The organism is Hyphomonas jannaschiana VP2 (genome assembly GCF_000685215.1).
In the GTDB taxonomy this organism is placed as follows: Bacteria; Pseudomonadota; Alphaproteobacteria; order Caulobacterales; family Hyphomonadaceae; genus Hyphomonas; species Hyphomonas jannaschiana.
Window position 1 is genome coordinate 123,172 of record NZ_ARYJ01000002.1, and the last position, 21,640, is coordinate 144,811.

Annotated in this window: 15 protein-coding genes; 10 read left to right on the forward strand and 5 right to left on the reverse strand. The window is 58.2% G+C overall.

Features of this window, described 5'->3' with window-relative positions; genetic code table 11:
• The first annotated feature begins 28 nt into the window (after positions 1 to 28).
• Positions 29 to 289 (forward strand): glutaredoxin family protein, encoded by a 261-nt coding sequence (locus HJA_RS03430; RefSeq protein ID WP_034767370.1) that lies wholly within the window; start codon positions 29 to 31, stop codon positions 287 to 289.
• A 35-nt stretch (positions 290 to 324) separates the two neighbouring features.
• On the opposite strand, the gene cueR is transcribed toward HJA_RS03430, so the two are convergent.
• A complete protein-coding gene (gene cueR, locus HJA_RS03435) occupies positions 325 to 780 on the reverse strand; it encodes a Cu(I)-responsive transcriptional regulator (protein ID WP_034767368.1) in 456 nt (151 codons plus the stop codon).
• A gap of 232 nt (positions 781 to 1,012) precedes the next feature.
• On the opposite strand from cueR, the gene HJA_RS03440 reads away from it, so the two are divergent.
• The gene (locus tag HJA_RS03440; protein ID WP_035578286.1) at positions 1,013 to 3,787 is read left to right on the forward strand and encodes a TonB-dependent receptor; all 2,775 of its coding nucleotides are present in this window, start codon (positions 1,013 to 1,015) and stop codon (positions 3,785 to 3,787) included.
• A 12-nt stretch (positions 3,788 to 3,799) separates the two neighbouring features.
• Positions 3,800 to 6,481 (forward strand): S9 family peptidase, encoded by a 2,682-nt coding sequence (locus HJA_RS03445; RefSeq protein ID WP_155839850.1) that lies wholly within the window; start codon positions 3,800 to 3,802, stop codon positions 6,479 to 6,481.
• 313 nt (positions 6,482 to 6,794) lie between these two features.
• Here HJA_RS03445 and HJA_RS03450 read toward each other — a convergent pair whose 3' ends face one another.
• The 4 genes from HJA_RS03450 to HJA_RS18320 all read right to left on the reverse strand — a co-directional run bounded on the left by HJA_RS03450 (position 6,795) and on the right by HJA_RS18320 (position 11,054).
• Positions 6,795 to 8,612, reverse strand: a complete 1,818-nt coding sequence (locus HJA_RS03450) for an asparagine synthase-related protein (RefSeq protein ID WP_035578292.1) — start codon at positions 8,610 to 8,612, stop codon at positions 6,795 to 6,797.
• Between the two features lie 11 nt (positions 8,613 to 8,623).
• On the reverse strand, positions 8,624 to 9,316 hold the full coding sequence (locus tag HJA_RS03455) for a lasso peptide biosynthesis B2 protein (protein ID WP_035578294.1): 693 nt from the start codon (positions 9,314 to 9,316) through the stop codon (positions 8,624 to 8,626).
• A gap of 94 nt (positions 9,317 to 9,410) precedes the next feature.
• Complete coding sequence (locus HJA_RS18495; protein WP_155839851.1) at positions 9,411 to 9,554, reverse strand: hypothetical protein; 144 nt, start codon at positions 9,552 to 9,554, stop codon at positions 9,411 to 9,413.
• Between the two features lie 195 nt (positions 9,555 to 9,749).
• Positions 9,750 to 11,054, reverse strand: a complete 1,305-nt coding sequence (locus tag HJA_RS18320) for a tetratricopeptide repeat protein (RefSeq protein WP_112062204.1) — start codon at positions 11,052 to 11,054, stop codon at positions 9,750 to 9,752.
• 202 nt (positions 11,055 to 11,256) lie between these two features.
• Between HJA_RS18320 and HJA_RS03470 the strand changes: the two genes are divergently transcribed.
• The 7 genes from HJA_RS03470 (at position 11,257) to nhaA (ending at position 21,547) form a co-directional block, all read left to right on the forward strand.
• Positions 11,257 to 11,985, forward strand: a complete 729-nt coding sequence (locus tag HJA_RS03470; RefSeq protein WP_035578303.1) for a helix-turn-helix transcriptional regulator — start codon at positions 11,257 to 11,259, stop codon at positions 11,983 to 11,985.
• A gap of 79 nt (positions 11,986 to 12,064) precedes the next feature.
• Positions 12,065 to 12,703 (forward strand): acyl-homoserine-lactone synthase, encoded by a 639-nt coding sequence (locus tag HJA_RS03475; protein WP_035578306.1) that lies wholly within the window; start codon positions 12,065 to 12,067, stop codon positions 12,701 to 12,703.
• Positions 12,700 to 13,707 carry a phytanoyl-CoA dioxygenase family protein gene (locus HJA_RS17805; RefSeq protein WP_051597313.1) on the forward strand — a complete coding sequence of 336 codons (1,008 nt, stop codon included), beginning with the start codon at positions 12,700 to 12,702 and terminating at the stop codon, positions 13,705 to 13,707. The genes HJA_RS03475 and HJA_RS17805 overlap by 4 nt, the downstream gene beginning before the upstream one ends.
• Positions 13,708 to 14,444: 737 nt before the next feature.
• Positions 14,445 to 15,719 (forward strand): TolC family protein, encoded by a 1,275-nt coding sequence (locus HJA_RS03485; protein WP_162177023.1) that lies wholly within the window; start codon positions 14,445 to 14,447, stop codon positions 15,717 to 15,719.
• The gene (locus tag HJA_RS03490) at positions 15,716 to 16,948 is read left to right on the forward strand and encodes an efflux RND transporter periplasmic adaptor subunit (RefSeq protein WP_035578312.1); all 1,233 of its coding nucleotides are present in this window, start codon (positions 15,716 to 15,718) and stop codon (positions 16,946 to 16,948) included. The genes HJA_RS03485 and HJA_RS03490 overlap by 4 nt, the downstream gene beginning before the upstream one ends.
• 12 nt (positions 16,949 to 16,960) lie before the next feature.
• Positions 16,961 to 20,080, forward strand: coding sequence for an efflux RND transporter permease subunit (locus tag HJA_RS03495; protein WP_035578313.1), 3,120 nt, complete (start codon positions 16,961 to 16,963; stop codon positions 20,078 to 20,080).
• A gap of 279 nt (positions 20,081 to 20,359) precedes the next feature.
• Positions 20,360 to 21,547 (forward strand): Na+/H+ antiporter NhaA, encoded by a 1,188-nt coding sequence (gene nhaA / locus HJA_RS03500; RefSeq protein ID WP_051597314.1) that lies wholly within the window; start codon positions 20,360 to 20,362, stop codon positions 21,545 to 21,547.
• Positions 21,548 to 21,640 lie beyond the last annotated feature (93 nt).

Consider the following 21,640-nt stretch of genomic DNA (forward strand, 5'->3'; position numbering starts at 1 on the left):
TTTCTTCATCTGACCAGGGAGTGCTTAAATGAAAGCGGCGGTCACCATCTATTCGACGCCGACCTGCCCGGATTGCCGCAGCCTGAAGTCATGGCTGAAGCGGGAGGGCATCGCCTATACCGAACGGGACCTGACTGATGAGGCGGTCATGGAAGACGCGCGCCGGCGTTTCGGCGTCCGCATCGCCCCCATCACCGAGATCGGCGACTGGTTTGCCTATGGGACGTTCGAGGATCAGAAGCCTCGCATCGAAGCGAAGCTGCGGGAGATGGGACTCTGGCCGGGGTGAGCGCGGTGCCCGGCTGCCGGGAGCGCCCGCCGGGCCTACCTCGCTGAGGCAAATCCCTTCCGGGACCGCTTTTTGCGCGGGGTGCGGGGCGCCGGAGCATCGCTGTCCGCGCCGAGGCTGGTCAGGATCGGACAGTCCGGGCGGTCATCCCCATGGCAGTTCCGCGCCAGATGGTTCAGTGTGGCGATCATCTCATCAAGTTCACGCCGGCGCTGTTCGAGTTCGCTGACATGGGCAAGCGCCAGCGATTTCACGTCCGCGCTTGCCCGGCTGCCGTTTTCCCAGAGATCGAGCAGCGCGCCGATCTGTTTGACCTGGAAACCGAGATCGCGGGCGCGCCGCACGAAGCGGAGCGTTGCAATATTCTTGTCTGAATAGATGCGGTAGCCCGATTCTGTCCGTTGCGCGGGCTGGACGAGGCCGATCTCTTCATAGTAGCGCAGCATCTTGACGGAAATGCCGGTGGCTTTCGAGGCTTCGCCAATATTCATGGCCTGGCTCCTTTCCTGGTCTGACGCATTCCTTCTAAACCTTCCCATTGCTGGAGGGTCAAGAGCTGGCTCATCACAACCCGGATCGGGATGCCCATGTAAGTCGGCAGGCTTCGTTTACGGGGCATCTCCGGATAATTTCCACCCGATCCGACAACTGACTTGTTGATCCTGTTGAGCCGCGCGGACTTCACGGTCGCGGCCGGACTCACGGTCAATTCCAGAGGGGATCATGCAAATCAAGGAATCTTTCAAACGCGCGCTACTCAGCGCAGCGGCACTTTCATTCGCGCCAGTTCTGGCTCCGTATACAGCATTTGCGGATCCGCAATCCGAAGAACAGGTCAGTCAGTTCGCCATCCCTTCGCAGGGTATGGGAGATGCGTTGCGTCTGTTCAGCAGGCAGTCCGGAACGCCGATCCTGTTCTCCGAGGATGTCGTTTCCGGAAAGCCAGCGCCCGGCCTGGAGGGTGTGTTCAGCCCGGATGCCGGACTCAAGCAACTTCTCAATGGCAGTGGGCTGGAGGCGGTCGCTGCGCCGGGCGGTGCGCGTATCATACGCGAGGTGCCTGCAAGCTCCGGGAGCTCCAGCCGGCAGCCTCCGCTTAGCAAGGAACAAAGCGAGAAGGCAGCGCCCTCACAGGTCAAGCCGCTGAAAGAAGATAGCCCTGACAGCGTGTTGCGCGCAGACAAGGTGACTGTCACGGGGACCAGTCTGCGTGGTCTTGCCCCGGAGAGTTCGCCCTTGCAGGTCTATGGCAGGGACGAAGTGCTGGGCTCCGGCGCCACTTCGCTCGACCAGTTCATCCGCACCCTGCCGCAGAATTTCGGCGGCGGCTCGACCGAGTTCACGACAATCGGCCTGCCGAATGACAGCAATTCCAGACAGAACAACACATCCGGGGCGAGCGCGAACCTTCGCGGCCTGGGCTCGCGCGGTACGCTTGTTCTGATCAATGGCAACCGTATGGCGCCGACGTCTGAGATCGGCGATTTTGTCGACCTGTCCCTGATCCCCATGGCGGCGATCGAGCGGGTCGAGGTCCTCACGGACGGGGCGTCCTCCATCTATGGCGGCGATGCTGTGGCCGGGGTCATCAACTTCATCCTGCGTGACGATTTCGAAGGCGCAGAGACCACGGCTAGCTATGGCAGTGTGACCGAAGGCGGGATGGAAGAATACCGGTTCAGCCAGACGCTGGGGTCTGCCTGGGAAAGCGGTAATCTGCTCGGCACTTATGAATATGCTAGCCGGGACAATCTGACCCTGGCTGACCGTCCGGAGATAGGCCTGTTCGCGCCTCGGGTGGAAGGGGACATCCTGCCGGACGCGCGTTTCCTGGACCTGCTTCCGGCGCAGGAGCGTCACAGCCTCCTCCTCTCAGGCAGCCAGCAGGTGAACCCGAAGCTCAGCCTGTCGGCTTCGGCGCTCTATTCGAAGCGCGATACCGAGCGGACCCGGTTCAACCGGAACACGTCGATCGATGTCTATGAGACTGAATCTGAAGGCCTGACGCTCGCCTTTGGGGTCGATTATGAACTCGGCGCCTCCTGGGCTGCGAGCTTCGATGCCTCTTATGGCCAGATTCGGAACAAGGAAGGGCGCTTCAGGATTGAGGACGGTATCCGGCCGGATGATCCGGTAGATGATGTCCGGACGGAGTCCGACCTCTGGTCTCTCGACCTGAAGCTGGACGGAGACCTTTTCCGACTTCCCGGCGGACCGGTGAAGGCCGCGATCGGCGGACACCTGCGAAAAGAGGCGTTTACCAATGATATTCTTGGTCAGCAGATCACGGCCGATGGCGACCGGGACGTCTCTGCCCTCTATGCCGAGATGCAGGTGCCACTGATCGGCGAAGAAAATGCGCTACCGGGTGTCCGGCGGCTCGAACTCAACCTTTCCGGCCGGGTGGACGATTATTCCGACTTCGGAACAAGTTCCAATCCGAAAGTAGGACTTCTCTGGTCTCCGGCGGATGGGGTCAATGTCCGAGGTTCCTACAGCACGAGCTTTGCGCCGCCACCGCTCGGGCGGGCCTTTTCCCTGGGGCGGACCGGGCAATTGCTGCCTTATGATTTCATGCTGGAATATATTGAACAAGAGGCGCCGGATCCGTCTCTGAGCGGGACGGGATATATCCAGGTGTTTGGCACGGCCAAGGATCTCGATCCGGAAACCTCCGAGACGTTCACCGCAGGTGTGGACGCGACCTGGTCGCGCGGAGGTCATGACTGGACAGTGAGCGCGACATATTACGATATTTCCTTCGAGGGTCGCCTTGGGGCGACACCGATCCCGCAGGGGCAGTTGGATATCGCGGCCCCCGGCATTGCCTGGAACGATCCGGGTGCCTTTCCGGCCGGAAGTATTGTCTTCTTCCCGACGGCTCAGGAAATTGACGACCTGCTCGCAAGCTTTGACATACCGATCGCACTCTTCTTCGGGGCGACGCTCGATAATGTCGGCGTCATCAACAATGTGAATGTTGTCCGCAATCTCGCGCGTACCGACACGAGCGGGCTCGACCTCCAGCTGGACTACGGAACCGACACGCCGCTTGGGCACTTCGATGCCGGGATCAATGCGAACCATATCCTGGACTTCACCCAGCAGGCGTCCGCCGGCACAGCGGCAGTCGAAACCCTGAACACATACCTGAACCCGGTGGACCTTACCCTGCGCGGTCATGCGAGCCTGTCCCGGGGTGGTCTCACAGCGAGTACATTCGTCAACTATATCGACAGCTACCAGGTCGACCGGACAGAAGGGGCGGACGGGATTTCATCCTGGACCACAGTGGATGCCACGCTCTCCTATGACTTTGACGCTCGCGGGGCAGGCTGGCTCAGGGGCGTGGGCCTCGGACTTTCCGTCACCAATCTCTTTGACGCGGCGCCGCCCGCCGCACCTTCGAATGGTGGCTACAGCATGACAGCATACGACCCGACGAATGCATCGCCGCTCGGCCGGTTCGTCACGTTTGAAGTCCGCAAGGCCTTCTGAGGGAGACGGGCCTTGCGTGTTTCTCCTGTCCTCATCCGGGCGGCTGCCTCTTCGCCCGGTCGCGCAAGGCCCGTTACCCGGACGCTTGTGGCCTGCCGCTCATGTCTGAGCCTGGTTCGCCGGCTGCTGCCCGCAACTGTCCTCCTGGTCCTTTCCGCCTGTTCGCTGGCTTTATCGCCTGCGGCAGCCAGTCCGCAGGAACGTTCGAAGGGCCTGACCCTAGACGCGCTTCTGAAAATGGAGGGGCTGGGCGAGGCAAGGTTCGATCCCACCGGGCGGTGGCTCGTATTTGAACGGATCCGGCCCTATGACGCTTATCCGGATTACAGCTACCGGACGCATGCCTTCCGGAGCAGCGGGCACCAGGTGTGGCGGGTGGACCTGCAGGCCGGGACTGATCCGGAGCTCATGCCCGGTATCGATCCATCGGCGCATGCCTGGATCGAAAGTTTCTCACCGGACGGAACCCGCCTTGCCGTCACGCAGTATAGGGCGAGCAGGTTGTCTCTCTCGGCGTGCGAGATGGAAACCGGCGCGTGCAAAGCGTTCGAACCAGTTCCCCGGACCGACTGGACCGGGGAATACCGCCCGGTCTGGGTATCGGAAGATCAGCTCGTCTATACGGCGCTGCCGGCAGGACAGGAAATGGCGCAGGCCAGTCTCCGGGCGGCAACAGGTGCATGGCTCACCAAAACCTGGGCGGCGGCCTGGCGCGGAGACACGGTCACGTCCGACGAGGTCCGCACACGTCCGCCGGTCACATCTTCCGAGTCCGTTGCCGGGCAATTGGTGCGGGTAGATGCCAGGACCGGAGAAACAGACATCATGGCGGAGGGACGCTTCGCCGATCTCCGCCCGTCACCGGACGGGACGCAGCTGGCAGCGCTTGCCGTCTCCGGACCACTCCCGCTCGATCCGGGCAGGCTTCAGGCGGCGATTCCGCGCCGGCACCGGCTTGTCCTCTTCGATCTGGAAGCTGGCACACAAGAACAGCTCGCAGACGGAAAGGATTTTGCCGCCTACACGCTCGCCTGGGCGCCAGAAGGCGATGGATTGCTCGGCTTTGCCTGGGAGGATGGCAGCGGTCCTTCGAGCGGGCGGTTCCGTGTCATCGACACTGCGACCGGTAAACTGACGACCTATACACATTCCGGGCTAGATCTCGCGTCCGAGCGAGAACGGGGTTTCGCCATGCGTCCCGAACGGGCGGTGTTCCTCGGCAAGGACATTGCCATCTTCGCGCGGCCAGTTCCGACAGGTCATGAAAGCGAAGCGCTGTTCACGCCGAAAGATATCGGTGAGGCTGGGCTCGCCCGGTCCGACTGGTACCGTCTGTCGGCAGACGGCACACATGAAGCGCTGACCGGCGATCTAGATCATGTCTCAGGTGTCCCGCTTGAGACAGGGCGGGATTGCTTCCTCATACAGGCCGGGCAGGGGCTCTACTGCATGGGGTCTGACAGACGTCGGAAACAGCTGATCAGTTCTGCATCTGGTGATCTGCGCTTTGTTCCGGCCGGGTCCTATTCGACCTATGGTGCGCTCAGCCGTCCTGATCCGGGGGGCGGCGCGCTCGTGGAAGCGAGCAAGGGCGAGGCGTCAGCCGCAATCCTGATCGGTCCGGCCACAAGAGGCCTGCCGGAGACCATGAGCGTCAAATCGCCCGCAAAGGGCGCCGCCCCGATCGCTGGAAGCCTTAAAGGTGCGGCCGCACTCTTCCGCGTAGGATCCAGGGCGGGGGCGGAACTGCTTCTTGTCCGGGAGGGGGCGGACACCCGTGGCCGGCCACTCGCGCGCATCAACGACCATCTACAGGACGTCGCATTCGGGACCTGGCATAGCGTCTCCTACCGGCTCGAACATCCGGGCGACGCCAGCGTTGCCCAAGATGTCGCCTCCTGCCTGCTGCTGCCACCCAATACGACAGAGGTGCCCTTGCCCCTGATTGTCGAGGTCTATCCCGGCACCGTGCCGCGCTGCGAGCCCCGAACACCCATTCTCTCTTATCCCAATCCAAACTCTCCTTATCTCTGGGCAGGCAGGGGCTATGCTTATGCGCGCATTGCCCTGCCGCGCGACTATATCGGAACGGAAGACGGCCCGATCGCGGGAATGGACGAAGCCGTAGACGCAGGCCTCGACGCGCTTCTTGCGACCGGGCATGTCGATCCGGACAAGATTGTCCTCAGCGGGTTCAGCCAGGGGGCCGTGTCGGCGCTCTATGTGGCGGCCCATTCCCACCGGTTCGCGGCAATCATCGCCCGGAATGGCTGGGCGGACCTGACCAGTCACTATTTTGGGCCGCCGGGGATCTACTCCATTCTGGACCCGGATTATTTTGGCAGTGAGTTCATCCGCTACGAAGCCGGGGCGGGGAGCGAGTTCAGCCTTGGAGGTTCCCCATTCGAGGATCCGGGAATATTCTATCGCAACAGTCCGGTCCTGCTCGCGCCAGATATAAATGCGCCAGTCCTCCTGATGCATTCAGACATGGACAGCTTCTCCATGGAACAGTTCGACGAGATGTATTCAGCGCTCCTGCGTGCAGGAAAGGATGCCCGCTATGTCCGCTATTGGGGGGAGGGGCACGGACCTTCGAGCCCAGCCAATATCCGGGACATGTGGACCCGCTTCGATGCCTTCATGGAGGATGTGGGCGTTATGCCAGCTGTGGCTGGATCGACACCTGAATAGGTTCGGTATCGAGGTCCTGTGGAAATGTCGGTACGGCGTCACATATCTGCCGGCGGGAAGCGACTGATTGAGCATTCAGGTATTGAATTTGAAGTATTTATCCCACTTTTTTTGATGTGCAGAAATATGGGACAATCGCCATAACCGCGGTCAGGCCATTTGGAGACGAAGAGCTTCGCACACTCATAAGCCTGCGCTGACTCCAGGATGTCTGGATGGATCGTTCCGCGCTGTATGACCTGGTGAGCTCATGCCGCACGACCGCAAATGATAAAGGGGAAGTCCAGATATTATTGCTTATCATGCGCTCTGCTCACATGCTGGTACGAAGTGTCTTCCACGTCCGCAACCATGCCTCGATCGCATAATAAACAAGGATCATCCGTCCGGCCGGATGGGTGAGGAACTGGTCTTCTCTGAGAAACGTTTCGACATCCCTGCGCTGTACTATCCCATGAGCAACCAGCTCTCCATCCATCAGGCAATCCCGGACCATGGACAGGTTGAGGCGAAGCTGGTCGACAAAATACCGCGTCGCTTCGCCTTTCGTCATCCGCAGGCGAACTAGGTCTGGAAGACGTCCCTCGAAGGCCTTGCGGGCAAGGCCGCGGCTGACACCGGCGAGGGACAGAAGGTAGACCGGCAGGCGCAGGCAGAGTTCAATAAGCGGTTGGGACATTAGTGGATTCACAACTTCCCTTGCATCTTCCGCAAACAGGCGTTCTTGCACCTGTATCATGTGCAGGATGCCGCTCACCTGGTCGAACTTTCCGGGAGGCACTCCTCCTGGCGTTCGGGCCCAGTCCGGAAAAGCGTAGACCGGGTCAAATATATCGAGCGCAGCGGTATTGAGGGGCGTGCGCCGTGCCGCGATGGCGCCAAGGAGCGAGGATGTTTGTATCTTTCCAAACGCTTTGGGAAGAGCTTCCCGGAGCACCCGCCAGACAGACAAGTTCGAGAGCCGAGCGGAGTTGGAGAGCTCCGAAATCAGATGCGGTCCCATTCCGTGCCGGCGCAGATAGTCCGGAAATCCGAGAGCTGTTTCCGCTGCGTGAAAGAGATGATCTCCGCCCTGACCGGTAAGGTAGGTCCGCTCCATCCTGTCGGTGGCTTCTGAAAGCTGGGCGTTGAAGTCCCGGGAAAGGAATTGCCGATAGGGCCGCGCCGAGGCGGGATGGCTCGTGACGTCCGGCAATTGTCTGGAAGGGCTGAACCGGATTTCCGCAATGTCGGCGCCGAGAAAGGCGGCCGCCGCTCTCGCAAAGTGCGCTTCTGTCGGGTCTCCGGACTCAACGATATGGTGGACGGCAAGGTGTGGGAGAGGTGCATCGCTCTCGGCAAGGCAGGCAAGGACAATCGAGGAATCCAGACCGCCGGAAAGGTCGACGGCGGGTGCGGGGACCGAGGTCGCCCAGGCGCTGACCACCTGCTGCACCGTCTCCCGAAGGAGACGAGCTCCTGCTTCCGGATCCGGTTCCAGCACGTCGCGCGCAAAGTCGCGAGGGTCCCACAGGGTTTCAGGCAGAGCATCAGGCGTCCGAGCCATTAGGCGCTGGCCACCAAACAGTTCCTTCACCTCATTGAGGCCGGTCTCACCATTCTGGATCTTGTCATAGGCCATGAGTGTGGAGATGAAGCGGCGATTGAGGCTGAAGCGGCTCCTGTCCAGGAAGGGGCAGAGTTCGAGATTGGAGTAGAAACAAGTGACGCCGCCATCGGCCGAATAGAAGCAGGGGATGGAGGAGACCGGATCGGTATAGACAGCCAGATTATCGCCCGTGTGGAAAAAGGCGACATAGCTTCCCCAATAGTCATTGTAGAGATTGCCCCCACCTCTATCGAGCAGCATGGTGGCTGCGGCGTGACGGATCTCCGTCAAGCGCAGGTAACCGTTCTGTGGAAAAAGCGTGCCCAAGATAGCTCCGCCAAACTGACCGTCCGTGCGCCTGATTTCAATAATGGGTGGGCTGGCAGAGCCTGGTTGGCTGAGATCTGCAAGCAGGAAGCCGGATGTCTCCACAAGGATGGACGTCGCTGGGGCCTCCATCAGGCGCGTCTGGATCCGGGCTGCCTGCTGCTCGGCTTGCTCGTCTTCCGGGTTCCAGCTCATGGCGAAGAAGGCTGCGGGCATTTTCCGCTCCTTCAGATCGTCAGGATGGGCGCAAACCCGCCCACATGTTCGAGATGGTCGTTGAGGACGGCGCCGTCATATTCGACCCAGCAATGGGCACCAAAAGGGGCGAGCCGTACGCCGAACGTCCAGGTCGCCGTGATCCCGTGGCCCGCCAGGAACCGCATCAGGAAGAGACTGCGGAAGAGGCACGCATCCTTTGTCGTGAACAGGAAGGGGGCAAGCGAGAGAAATTGCGCCGTCCGCTCCGTCGCTTCCTCCAGTGTTCTTCCGTTTCCTGACGGGACATTCTGCTTCCAGCGGCGTGCGCCTGAAATAACACCGCGCAGGGAATGCATTCGTTTGAGAGACCAGCTGCGGGCAAGAGCCGTCAACATGTTGGACCATTCAGAGTATTTCGCATCGGCGGCGAGCAGGCAGGCCTGTTCGAAGCGGGAGGTATCGGGGCGGGCTGCAGTGCAGGCCTTTAATGGCCGGGTTTCTGCAGCGGGACGCAGGAGTACCCCGATGCGCAGGAGATGGTCCGCAAATCGCTCTGCATCCTGAGAGAGTTGTTCGGTCCGGTCTGTAGAAATGATCTCCGGGAACAGCCGCGCAGTCTCACCGGTATAGGCAAAGTAACGATCCGCGCGTGCATCGAGAAAGATGTACGCCCCGTCGGACGCACAGAAATAGATCTCCGGAGCGAGATGAAAGGCTGGCATTGGGGGGAGTTTCTCCGTGAGGCCTGCGGTAAACGCTGAGAAGGAAGAACGAGGGCGCGCATTGGCGCCCTCGTTCTCCTGTTCACATTGGTGCTCAACCAATTCCGGGGCGGGAATTCTGCGAGCCTGAGAGCTCGGCCGGGCCCTCAGCTGCGCCCTTGGTTTCCGAAGAAACGGAACCGAGTTCGATCGGGTCGAATTCGTCCATAGGCTGATGGTTTTCGACTTTCGGGGTCATGGTGTTTTCCTTTCCGTTTTGAACGCCGTCAAAAACAACGGCAGGTAGAATATTGAATCTAAAAATGGTTGAGTCAACGCGATGAAACATTAAAAATTAAATAGAAACAGGGTGTTGCGCAAAATTGTCAGCTGCGCTCCTTTTGATGAGGAACGCTTGGCGAATTGTATATGTGCCGGGGGAATGCCCCCGGGCTCAGGTTTGCCGCTTGATGGCAGGTATGGTGTGAGCCATTGCCTCGCGGGCCACGGAACCCGGTTGCGGCAGGTCTATTCGCGGCAGTTGCTGAAGCAGCGCCGCTGCCTTCGTCGCATTTCCGGCGAGCAGGCATGTGCGTGCGCGGGCGAGCGCTAGATAGGCGATGGCATATGGGCTGGTGTTGTGTAGCGCCGGGGAACTGATGGCAGAAGCAAAGTCGGGATCCGGCTTGCGCCAGCCAGGGCCGTAACATTCGGAGAGATAGGTCTCCGTGGGGGTTGGGATGCAGAACATACCCCTGGCAAGACGTGTGTTATGTAGCTGGAACGGAGTATGGCGCCACTGGATGTCGCCCGGCAGGTTCGAAAAGCCGCACACCATGCCGGAAGGCGTCTGGTCGAACACAAATATGTCGGCGGCGATCCCATTCACGGTCAGGCCGACATACCGGTCACCCGGTCTTGCTGAATGAGGGAGCATCAGGTCTGGATGGGTCCGGATGAAATCGACCATATCCTTGCCGCCATTGTCGCCGCGCAGGAGACCGATATCGATGTCGCGGTCGTGTGCCAGGAGACTGCCGGACCGGACAAGGCCAAGCAGTGTTCCCGCGACGAGGAAGGGCCTGAATCCGCCTGTTTCGAGCAGGGAGCAAAGTTTCAGGAGAGCGCCCATTGCGTGGCCCGGTTCAAAGGACGACTTGCGGGAAGCTGGTGTCGCGGCAGGTCCTTTCGGGAGGGAAAGGAATTGGTGATGCGCAGCGGCTTCGAATTGTCCAAGGGCGTAAAGTATACTGGCCAGCAGCGCATGGGCCTCATTCTTATCGTCAAAGCCGCCGAGGCTCTTGTGAAGCAACTGAACCGCTTGCTGACTGCGACCTGCGCAAACCAGGGCTCGGACGCTATTCCGGATTGTTCTGGTCGAGGGGGTGCCTGTCTGGCTGGCGGCCATTAGACTATCTGCCACCTGATCAATGGCACATCGCCGTTCTTGCTCATCTGGCGTCAGATCGGCAATCGACTGCCAGGACGTCCATGCGGAAGGTTCAAGGGCTACAGCCTGCAGGTAAGAGGCGATCGCCCTGTCTCGTTCGCCACGAGCGTGCAGGCAAAGGCCAATGCCGTGTAACGCCGCCACATTGCAGGGGTCGCTTCCGAGAACCCGTTCAAATACTTCGCGGGCCGCGTCAGCCTCGCCGCGCCTGAAATACGCACTTGCGATAGCAATGTCTCTGTCATGGAACTCAGGCATGATCAGGCGCTCGCGGGTAAGGCGTGGCAAGAAGACGGGGCGGGCAGTCATCGCCAACCCGTGCAAGAAAATATTAAACCATAAAGAGTAACAAAAAACAATAATAAGTGGTAATTGTATCCCGGCGCATCGAAAGGATGCGAAGAAAGACGAGCGATGCAACCAGCGAGTCCGGGTTGGCCGACCGGGCGGGCAGGAACGTCGTACGGGTACCGGCAGTGCTGGTACGGAACGTATTTGGAGACGGCAGGCCATGAGCAATTATGATGGCGCAGCGGTTCTGGAAGCCATCCGCGACATACAGGCGACGACGACGGGCACGGATGCGATCGAACGGCTCGCCGAGTTCAGCGAGCCCTATGGATTTAACCGTGTCTTCTTGGGTCAACTCGTCAATCCGCTCAATGTTCCGCTCAAGGATATTCTCTACCTCTCGAATTGGCCCGAAGAGCTGAAAACGAGACGACTGAGCCGTCTCGCCATCCTGCATGACCCGATCGCGCTTTGTGCCATCCGCTCGAAGCGCCCGTTCAGCTGGGCCGAAGCACATGCGCATGCGTCGCGGATCGGGCGCATGGTCGTCGACATGGTGCATGACTATGGCATCACGGACGGCATGATGTTCCCGATGCATGCGCTTGCCAGCATATCGGGCGGCGTCTCGCTCGGCGGAGACAGGATGCCGGACCTGTCGCGAACCCAGATCGCCGAACTCGAGATCGTCTGCCAGACGGCCTATTACCACCTTGAAGAGCTGATGGGCCCGTTTCCCTACCAGAAGCTCGCAGAACTCTCGCCGCGGGAAGCAGAATGCGTCCAGTTCGCTGCGGCCGGCAAGTCGAACTGGGAGATCGCGCACATTCTGGGGATCCGGGAAGATTCCGTGAAGAAAACGCTACAGCGGGCCTGCCGGAAACTTGATGCCGTCAATCGCGCGCATCTCGTCTCCTCGGCCATCGCGCATGGCCAGATCTTTCCCTGACAAGCCCCCTTATGTGGACATGACGATGAGGTCGTGCCGATCCATCCTCCGCCTGCAATCAGGCACGGCAGGAGGTTCCATGTTCAAGATCATCACGCCAGATAATCGGGGAGAATACCGCGATCTCATCCACGCGATGCATGAGATGCGCTACCGGATCGTCGTCGAAGAATGGGGCTGGCACATTCCCGGCATTCGGGTCGGCTACGACAAGGACCAGTTCGATACGGACGCGACCGTTTACGTCCTGGTCCTCTCCCGCGATGGCGACGTGTTGGCATCGTCCCGGCTTAACCCGACGACCCGCCCGCACATGATGAGCGAACTCTTCGCTGACTATTGCGATCTCCAGTCCTATCCGGTCGGATCAGATGTCTGGGAATGCTCCCGCTTCGTGACGGACCGGAAGCGCATGCGAGATCCGGTCGAGGATTTCCGGACAAGGTGCCGCCTTGGGCTGGGGCTCACCGTCTGGTGCCTCGATCATGGTGTTTCGCGTCTCAGCTGGCTCACCCACCAGAAATTCTACAACCTCGTCCAGAGGGTCTGGTCGACCGAGCCGCTCGGACTTCCGCGCAGGGACGGGGATGACTGGGCCTGGATTCCGGCGGTGTCCAAAATCGACAAGGCCACGCTAGACCGCCAGATGGACCGGTACCGGGATGCAGAAGCGATCGTTGCAGAGTACCTTGTGCCGAAGCTTAGGGCTTCGGCATGACGCAGGGGCGATCTGAAACGGTTTCCGCCGAAGATATCAGGACGTTTGAACGCGATGGTATCGTCTGTCTGAGGAATGTCCTGACATCGGAGGAAGTCGATCATCTCCGAATGGCCGTAGAAAAACAGATGAACCAGCTGGGAAAGTCTGCGACCGGTTACGACTTCGAGGCGCTCGCCCGGCAGGTCTGGGACCGATCAGAGCCGGTTGAGACCGGCGCGGCGAACCGCTTCGACATGCAGGCGATGAAAGATCTGGTGCGCGGCGATGCGGCCGCGCGGCCGCTCATGGAAGAAGACGAGGCGAATTCGCAGGGCCTGTTCTTCTACGATGTCGCCGCCTGGAAGTGGGATTCGGGTGTGCGCAAAGTGGCCTTCGACTCGGCGTTGCCTGGAATTGCGGCGGAACTGCTTGGCGCGAACTATCTCAATTTCTGGGAGGACACGACCTTCGTGAAAGCACCGCATACGCGCCAGAAGACGGCCTTCCACCAGGACCTCGCTTATTTCCAGATTGAGGGCGACCAGTGCGTCATCATCTGGATTCCTCTGGATCCAGTGAGCCGCTCCAACGGAACCATGCAATATGTCCGCGGGTCTCACAAAAGGGGCGAGACCTATGCGCCGAATGTCTTTATTTCTCAGACGCCGATCCAGTCGTCTCCTGAAAAGCGTTGCCCGGATATTGAGGCGAACCCGGACCAATATGATATCATCTCCTTCGACGTCGAACCCGGTGACGTACTTATCCATCATGTCATGACGGTTCACGGAGCCGGAGGAAATCGTTCCGGTAACTGGCGGCGGGCTGTCTCGTTCCGATATTGCGGGGATGAGGTGCGCTATTTCGACCGGCCGGGCGCCATCCCACAGGTCGGATTGTCCGGTCGCCTCATGAAAGGCGACCGGCTGTTTTCCGAAGATTATCCAATTGTATGGCCGAAACCCTGGCCGGGATTCTGTCTGTCAGAAGCTTACGGTATACACCAAGCTGGCCGGGAGTAGACGCCGGGTGAGTCAAGCCGGAGTTGAGACCGGGCAAGCCTGAGTGAAGCAGAAGACCGGCTAGCATGCTCTTGTCTATCGCGCCAATAATAGAGTGAATCCGGATTATTATTTGACGGTCCGTTCCAGCGCATTGGTCAGCGCCGCGCGGCAAATTGAACACAAAGAAAGCTGGAACCAAAGCTTCAGATGACATTTCCACTTGACCTGATGTGGACTGGAAATAGTAGAAGATTGCAAAGGTGAATTAACTTTAGCGCAAGCCGTCTTATATAGACAATGTGGGATATGTATCTCGTCCGGATCAACACGCATCTTTCAAAGCTCATCATCGCATTGATGGTTTGGGCCTGTCTGGCGTCCCCGATGAGTGCGATTGCCGACATCTCTGTTGCCTGCGACGATATCCATAAAGTCTCGGTCGATACCAGTGATTCTGGCGAAATGCCTTCCGGCGATACTTCGCAAGAAGGTTCGGACCACCCGTTCCATCACTGCGGGAGCTGCCACAATCACATAATGGGCGAAACAGGTGGTGAAAGGCTGATCGCCAGCGCGACCTCATTGCTTCGACCGGTTCCGAACCGGACAGTACTGGAACAATCCGGTCCGGACGGACCTTACAGACCGCCTCGAGCCTAGATCACGACATCCGCAACCGGAGTGCGCAGTCTCCACTGCGCCGTCAGTGAATCTATCCGAGGACATTACACTCAATGAAACCCTTATCCCGCGGCATGCTTGCCGCGCTCGCTCTGCCAATTCTGGCCGGGCAAGCCCTAGCCGATGGATGTGGTTCTACCCCCATCCAATCCGAAAATCCTGACCCAAATACCCCGCTGACACTTGAAGCGGCGGTCCGAAGGGCCGGTTATGCGACCCCCGAAGTCCTGATGGCGGCCCTGGAGGCAAGAGCCTCCTCCGCTGACGCAGACCAGGCAGGGCGTTGGCTCAATCCGTCCGTCGCGATCGAGACAGAAAATTTTTCCGGGACAGGTCCGTTGAAGGGCTTCAATACTTCTGAGAGCACTCTCACGATTGAGCAAACCTTCCAGCTCGGTGACAAGCGGCGCCTTTTGCAGCGGTCTGCCAGGGCTGAGGCCGCCCTGGCAAGTGCTACGTGCGAGGCGCAGCGTCTGGAGGTCCAGACACTCGCTGGAGAATTGTTTCTCGATCTGCAGGCGGCTACCGAGATGGCGAAAGTTGCAACTGAAGCGGCGACGTTGGCAGGAGAATTCTCAAACGTTGTCGCTCGCAGAGTGGAGGCGGGCGCTTCTGCGCCTCCTGAACTCGTCCGGTCACGCGCTGAAGAAGCCATTCTTCAGGCAGCTGCAGATGCGGCACGTGGTGAGGTTGAGGCCAGAGCACTTGCCCTTGCTTCTGTTTGGGGACAAGGGCGGGTCGATTTTGGATTGCCCGATTCCGTTGGAGAGACGCCCGACCGGATGGAGATGAAAACGGATGCAGCCCGAATGTCTCACCCGAAACTGGCAGAGGCAAAGGCCGGTTCGGCGGCGCGCAGCGCGGCCACGGATCTTGCGCGCGCTGGTGCCTGGCCGAATATGACACTCTCTGCAGGTTTCCGCAGGTTCGAACAGACTGGTGACCACGCGTTTCTTGCGGGGGTAAGCGTTCCGCTGCCCCTGTTCGATCGCAATCAGGACGCAACGCGTGCGGCGCGACTGAGATATCAGGGGGCCGAACTGAACGCTCAGGTTGTTGAAACCAGGCTGCGGGCGCAGCAGGCAAGCCTCGTGGCGCGCAGCCGGGCTTTTGCGTCGCGACTTGACCGTCTTGAAGGGGAAGCACTTCCTCTCGCCGAGCAAGCCTATTTTGCGGCAGCAGAAGGATACAGGGTCGGAAAGTTCGACCTTACCGCGACGCTCGATGCGCGTCGGAGCCTGATAGAGACACGTGCTGCAGTCATTGAAGCCCGGCTCGCACTCGAAACCGAAATGCTCCGGCTAAGCGCTCTGATAGGCGCTGCACCCTTCGAAGGAGTTTCCCAATGAAAAAGAATCTATTGTACGTGGCGTTGCTTGCGCCCGGTCTGTTGCTCTCGGCCGCATGCGGCGCCGATAGGACGGCCAATGGTGCCATGGCTGAAACGTCGGTTTTATCAGACGAAAATCACGCGGGACACGATGAGGAAGACAATGAGGAGCACCGCGGTGAGAGTGAGCATGTCGAACTGAGTGCTGACGAAGTAGTTGCGTCCGGAATTGTCATTGCCGAGGCAGAACGAGGCGATGTGTCCGTTCCATTGGAGTTACCTGCAGAAATCCGCTTCGATGCAGACCGTGTTGCACGGGTCTCATCCAAAGTGGAGGGAATTGTTTCGCGATTGTACGTTGGCGAAGGAGACAGTGTTGGCGCCGGATCGGCATTGGCACTTCTGACCAGCAGGGAGCTCGCCGGCTTAAAGGCAGATTATCTCAATGCGCTGAGTGCAGAACGGTTATCGAGAGCTGAACTTGATAGAGAAGAGCAACTCTGGGAACAGAAGATTACTTCAGACGCGGATGTGCAGTCAGCAAGGGCGGAATATACCGCGGCCAAGGCGACCAGACAGGCAACCGAGAATCGGCTGCATGCCGTTGGCGTAAGTCACAGATTACTCGATGCCCTGGATGAGGCCGAGGACGGCTCATTTTCCCAAGCTGTTGTCACTTCACCAATTTCTGGAAAAGTCATACAGCGCAATATTTCGTTGGGCGAGACGGTGTCGATGGATGCTGACCCTTTATTCGTGATTGTCGATGACTCGGTCGTCTGGGCTGATATTGCGGTGTACAAAGAGGATCTGTCCAAGGTGGATTCGGGCATGGACGTGGAACTAATGCGCGACGATGGAGGGGTGCTGGCGACTGGCGAGATCTGGACGGTTTTGCCGGTAATAAACGAGACGTCCCGGACAGCAACCGCGCGAGTTATTGTTGAAAATGCTGAACACAGGATGAAGCCTGGTCAGTTTGTGACGGCGAGGCTTGCCACCGGCGCGACAAGATCTGTTGTTCGTGTGCCTTCAGATGCCATTGTGATTGTCGAGGGCAACCCATCGGTATTCGTTCCAACTGATGACGGTTTTGAGCCGCGTCAGGTGGAGGCTGGCGCGAGTGCGCGTGGATTTAGCGAGATCCGTTCCGGGTTGGCCGAAGGGGAGCGTTTTGTCTCAAACGGGGCCTTCACCCTGAAAGCCCAGTTGGAAAAAGACGCCTTTGGCGACGGCCACGCCCACTAGGAGAAAAGCAAGATGTTTAACCTGATGCACCGACTCGCGGGTGGGCGGCTGCTTGCCGCCATCGCCGCCCTTGCCCTGTCAATTGGAGGACTGTTCGCATTCCGCAATCTTCCTGTTGACGCATTTCCCGATCCGTCCCCGTCTCTGGTCCAGGTCTTCACTGAGACAGAGGGGCTCTCTCCGGAAGAGGTCGAACGGTACGTTACATATCCAATCGAAACTGCCATGTCCGGCCTGCCAAAGGTCGAGCAAATCCGTTCGACTTCAAACTTCGGCCTTTCCGTCGTCAACATATACTTCAAAGATGGAACCGATGTATATTTTGCTAGGCAGGTAGTTGGCGAACGCCTCGGCGAGGCGGGCGATGCAATACCGCAAGGGTTCGGAACACCCAAAATGGGGCCGATATCGACCGGCCTCGGGATCATAATGTATTATCGCTTGATCGATGAAACCGGCACACGTTCGCTGGTGGAATTGCGGGAAATCGCCGACTGGATGATCAAATACCCGCTTCAGTCAGTTGAAGGCGTGACGGAAGTTCTGTCGCTGGGCGGCTTTGAAAAGCAATACCAGATTCATCTGGACCCAAATCAGCTCACGTCTTATCGGCTGAACGTGTCTGATGTCATAACTGCGCTCGAAGCGGCCAATAAGACAGCGGGCGCGCAGTTTATTGAAGTCGGTGCCGAGCAATATACAGTCCGCGGAGTCGGTCTCGCCCGAACGCTGGACGATTTGCGGGAAACGCCAGTCAAGTCTGTCGACGGACGCACGGTCAGAGTAAGTGATTTGGGTGATGTCGCCATCGGTGGCGGAGTCCGCCAAGGCATGGCTACGGCCAACGGGGAAGGAGAGGCGGTCGCAGGGCTGGTCCTGAAACTGTATGGCTCCAATACGTCTGAAGTGATCAAGGCTGCAAAGTCGCGCTTCGATCAAATCAATGAATCCCTGCCTGAAGGTGTCAGGGCCGTGCCATACTATGATCAGGGAACGCTGGTCGAGAAGGCTGCGGCAACGGTTACGACGGCCTTGTGGCAAGGTGCGTTGCTTGTTGCGGTTGTTGTCTTCCTGCTTTTAGGCGGTTGGCGCCCCAGCCTGGTCGTTGTGCTGTCAATTCCATTTTCCGTTGGATTTGCATTCATTTCGATGAATGTCCTCGGCATAGGCGCCAATCTCATGACATTGGGCGGTATCGCAATTGCGATCGGAATGATGGTCGATGGGGCAATTGTCATTGCTGAAAATGTGGAACGCGGCTTCAGGGAGCGAGATCAGGGAGAAGATGACAGAAGCACAGTTGCTCGCGCCAGCGCAGAAGTGATCGCTCCGCTTATAGCGGCGGTCGCTGTTGTCATTATAGTTTTCCTGCCGCTCTTCTCGCTACAGGGTACCGAAGGCAAGACCTTTCGTCCTCTTGCGGCATCAGCCGCGCTCGCAATGACTGGTTCATTGATTTACGCAGCGCTCATCGCACCAGCGATGGCGCTGGGTTTGATGAGGCCGCCCAATCGAACTGAGCCGTCTGAAGATAATCGGCTAACCCGTATTATACGGCCACTGGCCGCGTTTTTTATCCGAAGGCGTATGGTTGCCATTGGACTGGCATTCATGCTGCTTCTTGCAGGCGGTGTTTCTGCAACCCGGCTGGGTTCGGAGTTCACTCCCGCGCTGGAGGAAGGCGATGTTCTGCTCCGGGTTACTATGGCACCCTCGATATCGCTGAGTGAGGCGAGGGAAACCTCCACCAGAGTTGAGCGTCGCCTGCTGGAAAGCTTCTCTGAAATCAGTTCGGTTGTCAGTCGGATTGGTCGAGGCGAAGTCGGTGCTCATGCTGACCCGGTCAACAGTATTGAGGCTTTCGTCGCGCTCAAACCGAGAAATGAATGGCGGGAAGGACTTGGACCGGATGAACTCAGGGCTGCAATCTCCGACAATCTTGCGACTTTCCCCGGCATTCGCGTGAACGTCGGCCAGCCGATTGCCATGTCCATTGATGAGCTCGTGACAGGTACCAAAGCCCAGCTTGCCGTGAAGATCTTTGGGCCTGATACGGAGGTTTTGCTGGACAGCTCTCAGCAATTGCAATCTGTTCTGCAATCCGTCCCGGGAGCAGCTGATGTTCAAGCCGATCAGATCACCGGTGCGCCCCAGTTGATAGTTTCACTAAACCGATCGGCGCTTGGACGATATGGGTTGAGTATCGAAGAAGCGCTGGATGCACTGCGATCCGGTGTCGGCGGAGCCGAGGCGGGCGCGGTCTTTGAGGGGGTGCGCCAGTTTCCGGTCGTTGTACGCTATACGGAACAGGACAGAAACACACCGGAGGCTATAGGGCGTATCATCCTGGAGTCCGCAAGCGGAGCGCGAGTTCCGCTGGAAAGTGTTTCAAATATTCAGGAACTAGTGGGTCCGCGTCAGATCACGCGAGAGAATGGTGAGCGGTTTATCACTGTTCAGCTCAATGTCCGTGGACGAGATATCGGCAGCTATGTCGCTGATGCCCAGGCAGTGGTGGCTTCGCAGCTGAATCTGCCGCCTGGATATCGGATCGAATGGGGAGGCCAATTTGAACTTCAACAAGAAGCAAACCGGCGCTTTGCCGTCGTGATACCCGTCACGCTCGGTATCGTCTTCCTGATTCTTCTAATAACATTCGGACGAATGAAATCGGCAGTCCTGATCTTGCTGAATATTCCACTGGCCCTAACGGGCGGCGCGATGGCACTCTGGATCAGCGGGCTTCCGGTTTCTGTTCCTGCTACTGTCGGCTTCATTGCCTTGTTCGGTATTGCTTTGGGCAATGGAATGGTGCTCGTCAGCTTCATGGATGACTTTGCAAGGGCTGGGCGTGACCGCGATGAACTTGCCATCGAGGCGGCAGGGCTCCGGGCCAGACCTGTACTGATGACAGCCATGACGACAGCGCTTGGACTGGCGCCACTATTGTTTGCAACCGGGGTTGGGGCGGAGGTTCAGCGCCCGCTTGCGACAGTCGTTATGGGCGGTCTTGTTTCGTCAACAGCGTTGACACTTCTTGTGCTACCGGCTCTGCACCGCTGGTTTGCTCCCAAGCCCGATGCGCATCATTCTATGTTGGAGGCTGCGCATATGCATCCGACTTCTAACTAGCGCTTGATCCCATTCATATCACTCCCGCTGCCACGCTGGTTGCGGGAGTGATACCACCGACCAGCTGCGATGAGTGAGCCCGTGATGTTCGATCAAAACACGCGGCCTGAGCGTTCTCTCTTAGGGTGAGCTGGCGCTTGTGACATCTTAGGCTGGGACAGTAAATTCTTCACGACCTTCCGGTGTGTTCTAGAAAAATCCCCATACGGATGAAGGAGGTCGATGTGATGTGATTGAGTATTCGTTAGACGAAACGACATTCCATAAAGAGAACGTGTCATGAAGGATAAAGTTATTGGCTTTCTGAATTCAGCTAAGGGTGCAGGGGGCGTCCTGCTCGCCGCAATGATGATGGCCTTTGTGTGGGTGAATTCACCCTTCGCAGCTTCTTACGAGTTGATTCACCATGCTCAAGTGTCTGTCAGTATAGGGGACTACGAGCTTGGAAAGCCGATGATCTCGTGGATCAATGAAGGCCTAATGGTTATATTCTTCTTTTTGGTTGGCCTGGAAATAAAAAGAGAGATCCTCACAGGACAACTTTCGTCGCTGTCGCAGATCGCTCTACCTGCATTCGGAGCATTTGGAGGTATGTTAGTGCCTGCTCTGGTGTACCTATATTTCAACCAAGAAGACCAGGAAGCGATGCGGGGCTGGGCTATTCCTGTCGCAACCGACATCGTCCTCGTCTTGGCGTTACTGGCGGTATTGGAGAACAGGATCCCGCTCTCTTTAAAAATATTTTTGACTGCGCTTGCTGTATTTGATGACCTTGGTACGCTTATTGTGATCGCTGGGTTCTATTCACATGGGTTGAGTGCACTTTCTCTGGTCTTGGCGGGCGGGGGATTGGGCGTGCTCGCAGTTTTGAATAGATTTGGGATATTTCGCGTCAGGCTCCATTTGGCGATAGGTCTCTTCATCTGGCTGGCGATTCTAGAGTCTGGTGTCCATGCGACGATTGCAGGTGTACTGATAGCTTTTTTGATCCCGATCAGTGCGGGTGATAAGCCGATTCTTGAGCGAATCGAGCAAGCGCTGGCGCCCTGGGTCGCGATCTTAGTAGTCCCAATATTCGCGTTCTTCAATTCTGGAATTAGTATTAGCAATCTGACTACGGAAAAAATTCTAAGCCCAGTAAGTGTCGGTGTGATTATTGGGTTGTTTGTAGGTAAGCAGGTGGGGGTGATGCTTGGAGTGCTTATTGCGGTGCGATTGGGACTCTCTAAGTTACCTGCAGGGTGCGACTGGTATCAAATGTACGGCGCAGCGGTGCTGACCGGAGTGGGATTCACGATGGGCCTATTCGTCGTCGGTCTCGCATTTAGCCAGGCGGGCCTAATTCTGAGTATAAACTTAAGCGTTATTATTGGGTCGTGTCTTTCAGCTGCAATGGGGCTTGCCATTCTATCTGCTAGGTCGATCGCTCTTGATAAAGCCGACCAAGGAAATTCGGAGAAATCGTAGCGTAAATCACCATAATCGCATGGGGAGATACGAGAGGAGAAAATTTGTGAGCGCATCACAACCATCGCCTGCCGACGATATGGAGGCAAGTAA

What these genes read in the sequence shown, in the direction of transcription:
- HJA_RS03430 (WP_034767370.1), top strand. Translation starts at nt 29, where the DNA reads ATGAAAGCGGCGGTCACCATCTATTCGACGCCGACCTGCCCGGATTGC.
- cueR (WP_034767368.1), bottom strand. Translation starts at nt 780, where the DNA reads ATGAATATTGGCGAAGCCTCGAAAGCCACCGGCATTTCCGTCAAGATG.
- HJA_RS03440 (WP_035578286.1), top strand. Translation starts at nt 1,013, where the DNA reads ATGCAAATCAAGGAATCTTTCAAACGCGCGCTACTCAGCGCAGCGGCA.
- HJA_RS03450 (WP_035578292.1), bottom strand. Translation starts at nt 8,612, where the DNA reads ATGCCCGCAGCCTTCTTCGCCATGAGCTGGAACCCGGAAGACGAGCAA.
- HJA_RS03455 (WP_035578294.1), bottom strand. Translation starts at nt 9,316, where the DNA reads ATGCCAGCCTTTCATCTCGCTCCGGAGATCTATTTCTGTGCGTCCGAC.
- HJA_RS18495 (WP_155839851.1), bottom strand. Translation starts at nt 9,554, where the DNA reads ATGACCCCGAAAGTCGAAAACCATCAGCCTATGGACGAATTCGACCCG.
- HJA_RS18320 (WP_112062204.1), bottom strand. Translation starts at nt 11,054, where the DNA reads ATGACTGCCCGCCCCGTCTTCTTGCCACGCCTTACCCGCGAGCGCCTG.
- HJA_RS03470 (WP_035578303.1), top strand. Translation starts at nt 11,257, where the DNA reads ATGAGCAATTATGATGGCGCAGCGGTTCTGGAAGCCATCCGCGACATA.
- HJA_RS03475 (WP_035578306.1), top strand. Translation starts at nt 12,065, where the DNA reads ATGTTCAAGATCATCACGCCAGATAATCGGGGAGAATACCGCGATCTC.
- HJA_RS17805 (WP_051597313.1), top strand. Translation starts at nt 12,700, where the DNA reads ATGACGCAGGGGCGATCTGAAACGGTTTCCGCCGAAGATATCAGGACG.
- HJA_RS03485 (WP_162177023.1), top strand. Translation starts at nt 14,445, where the DNA reads ATGCTTGCCGCGCTCGCTCTGCCAATTCTGGCCGGGCAAGCCCTAGCC.
- HJA_RS03490 (WP_035578312.1), top strand. Translation starts at nt 15,716, where the DNA reads ATGAAAAAGAATCTATTGTACGTGGCGTTGCTTGCGCCCGGTCTGTTG.
- HJA_RS03495 (WP_035578313.1), top strand. Translation starts at nt 16,961, where the DNA reads ATGTTTAACCTGATGCACCGACTCGCGGGTGGGCGGCTGCTTGCCGCC.
- nhaA (WP_051597314.1), top strand. Translation starts at nt 20,360, where the DNA reads ATGAAGGATAAAGTTATTGGCTTTCTGAATTCAGCTAAGGGTGCAGGG.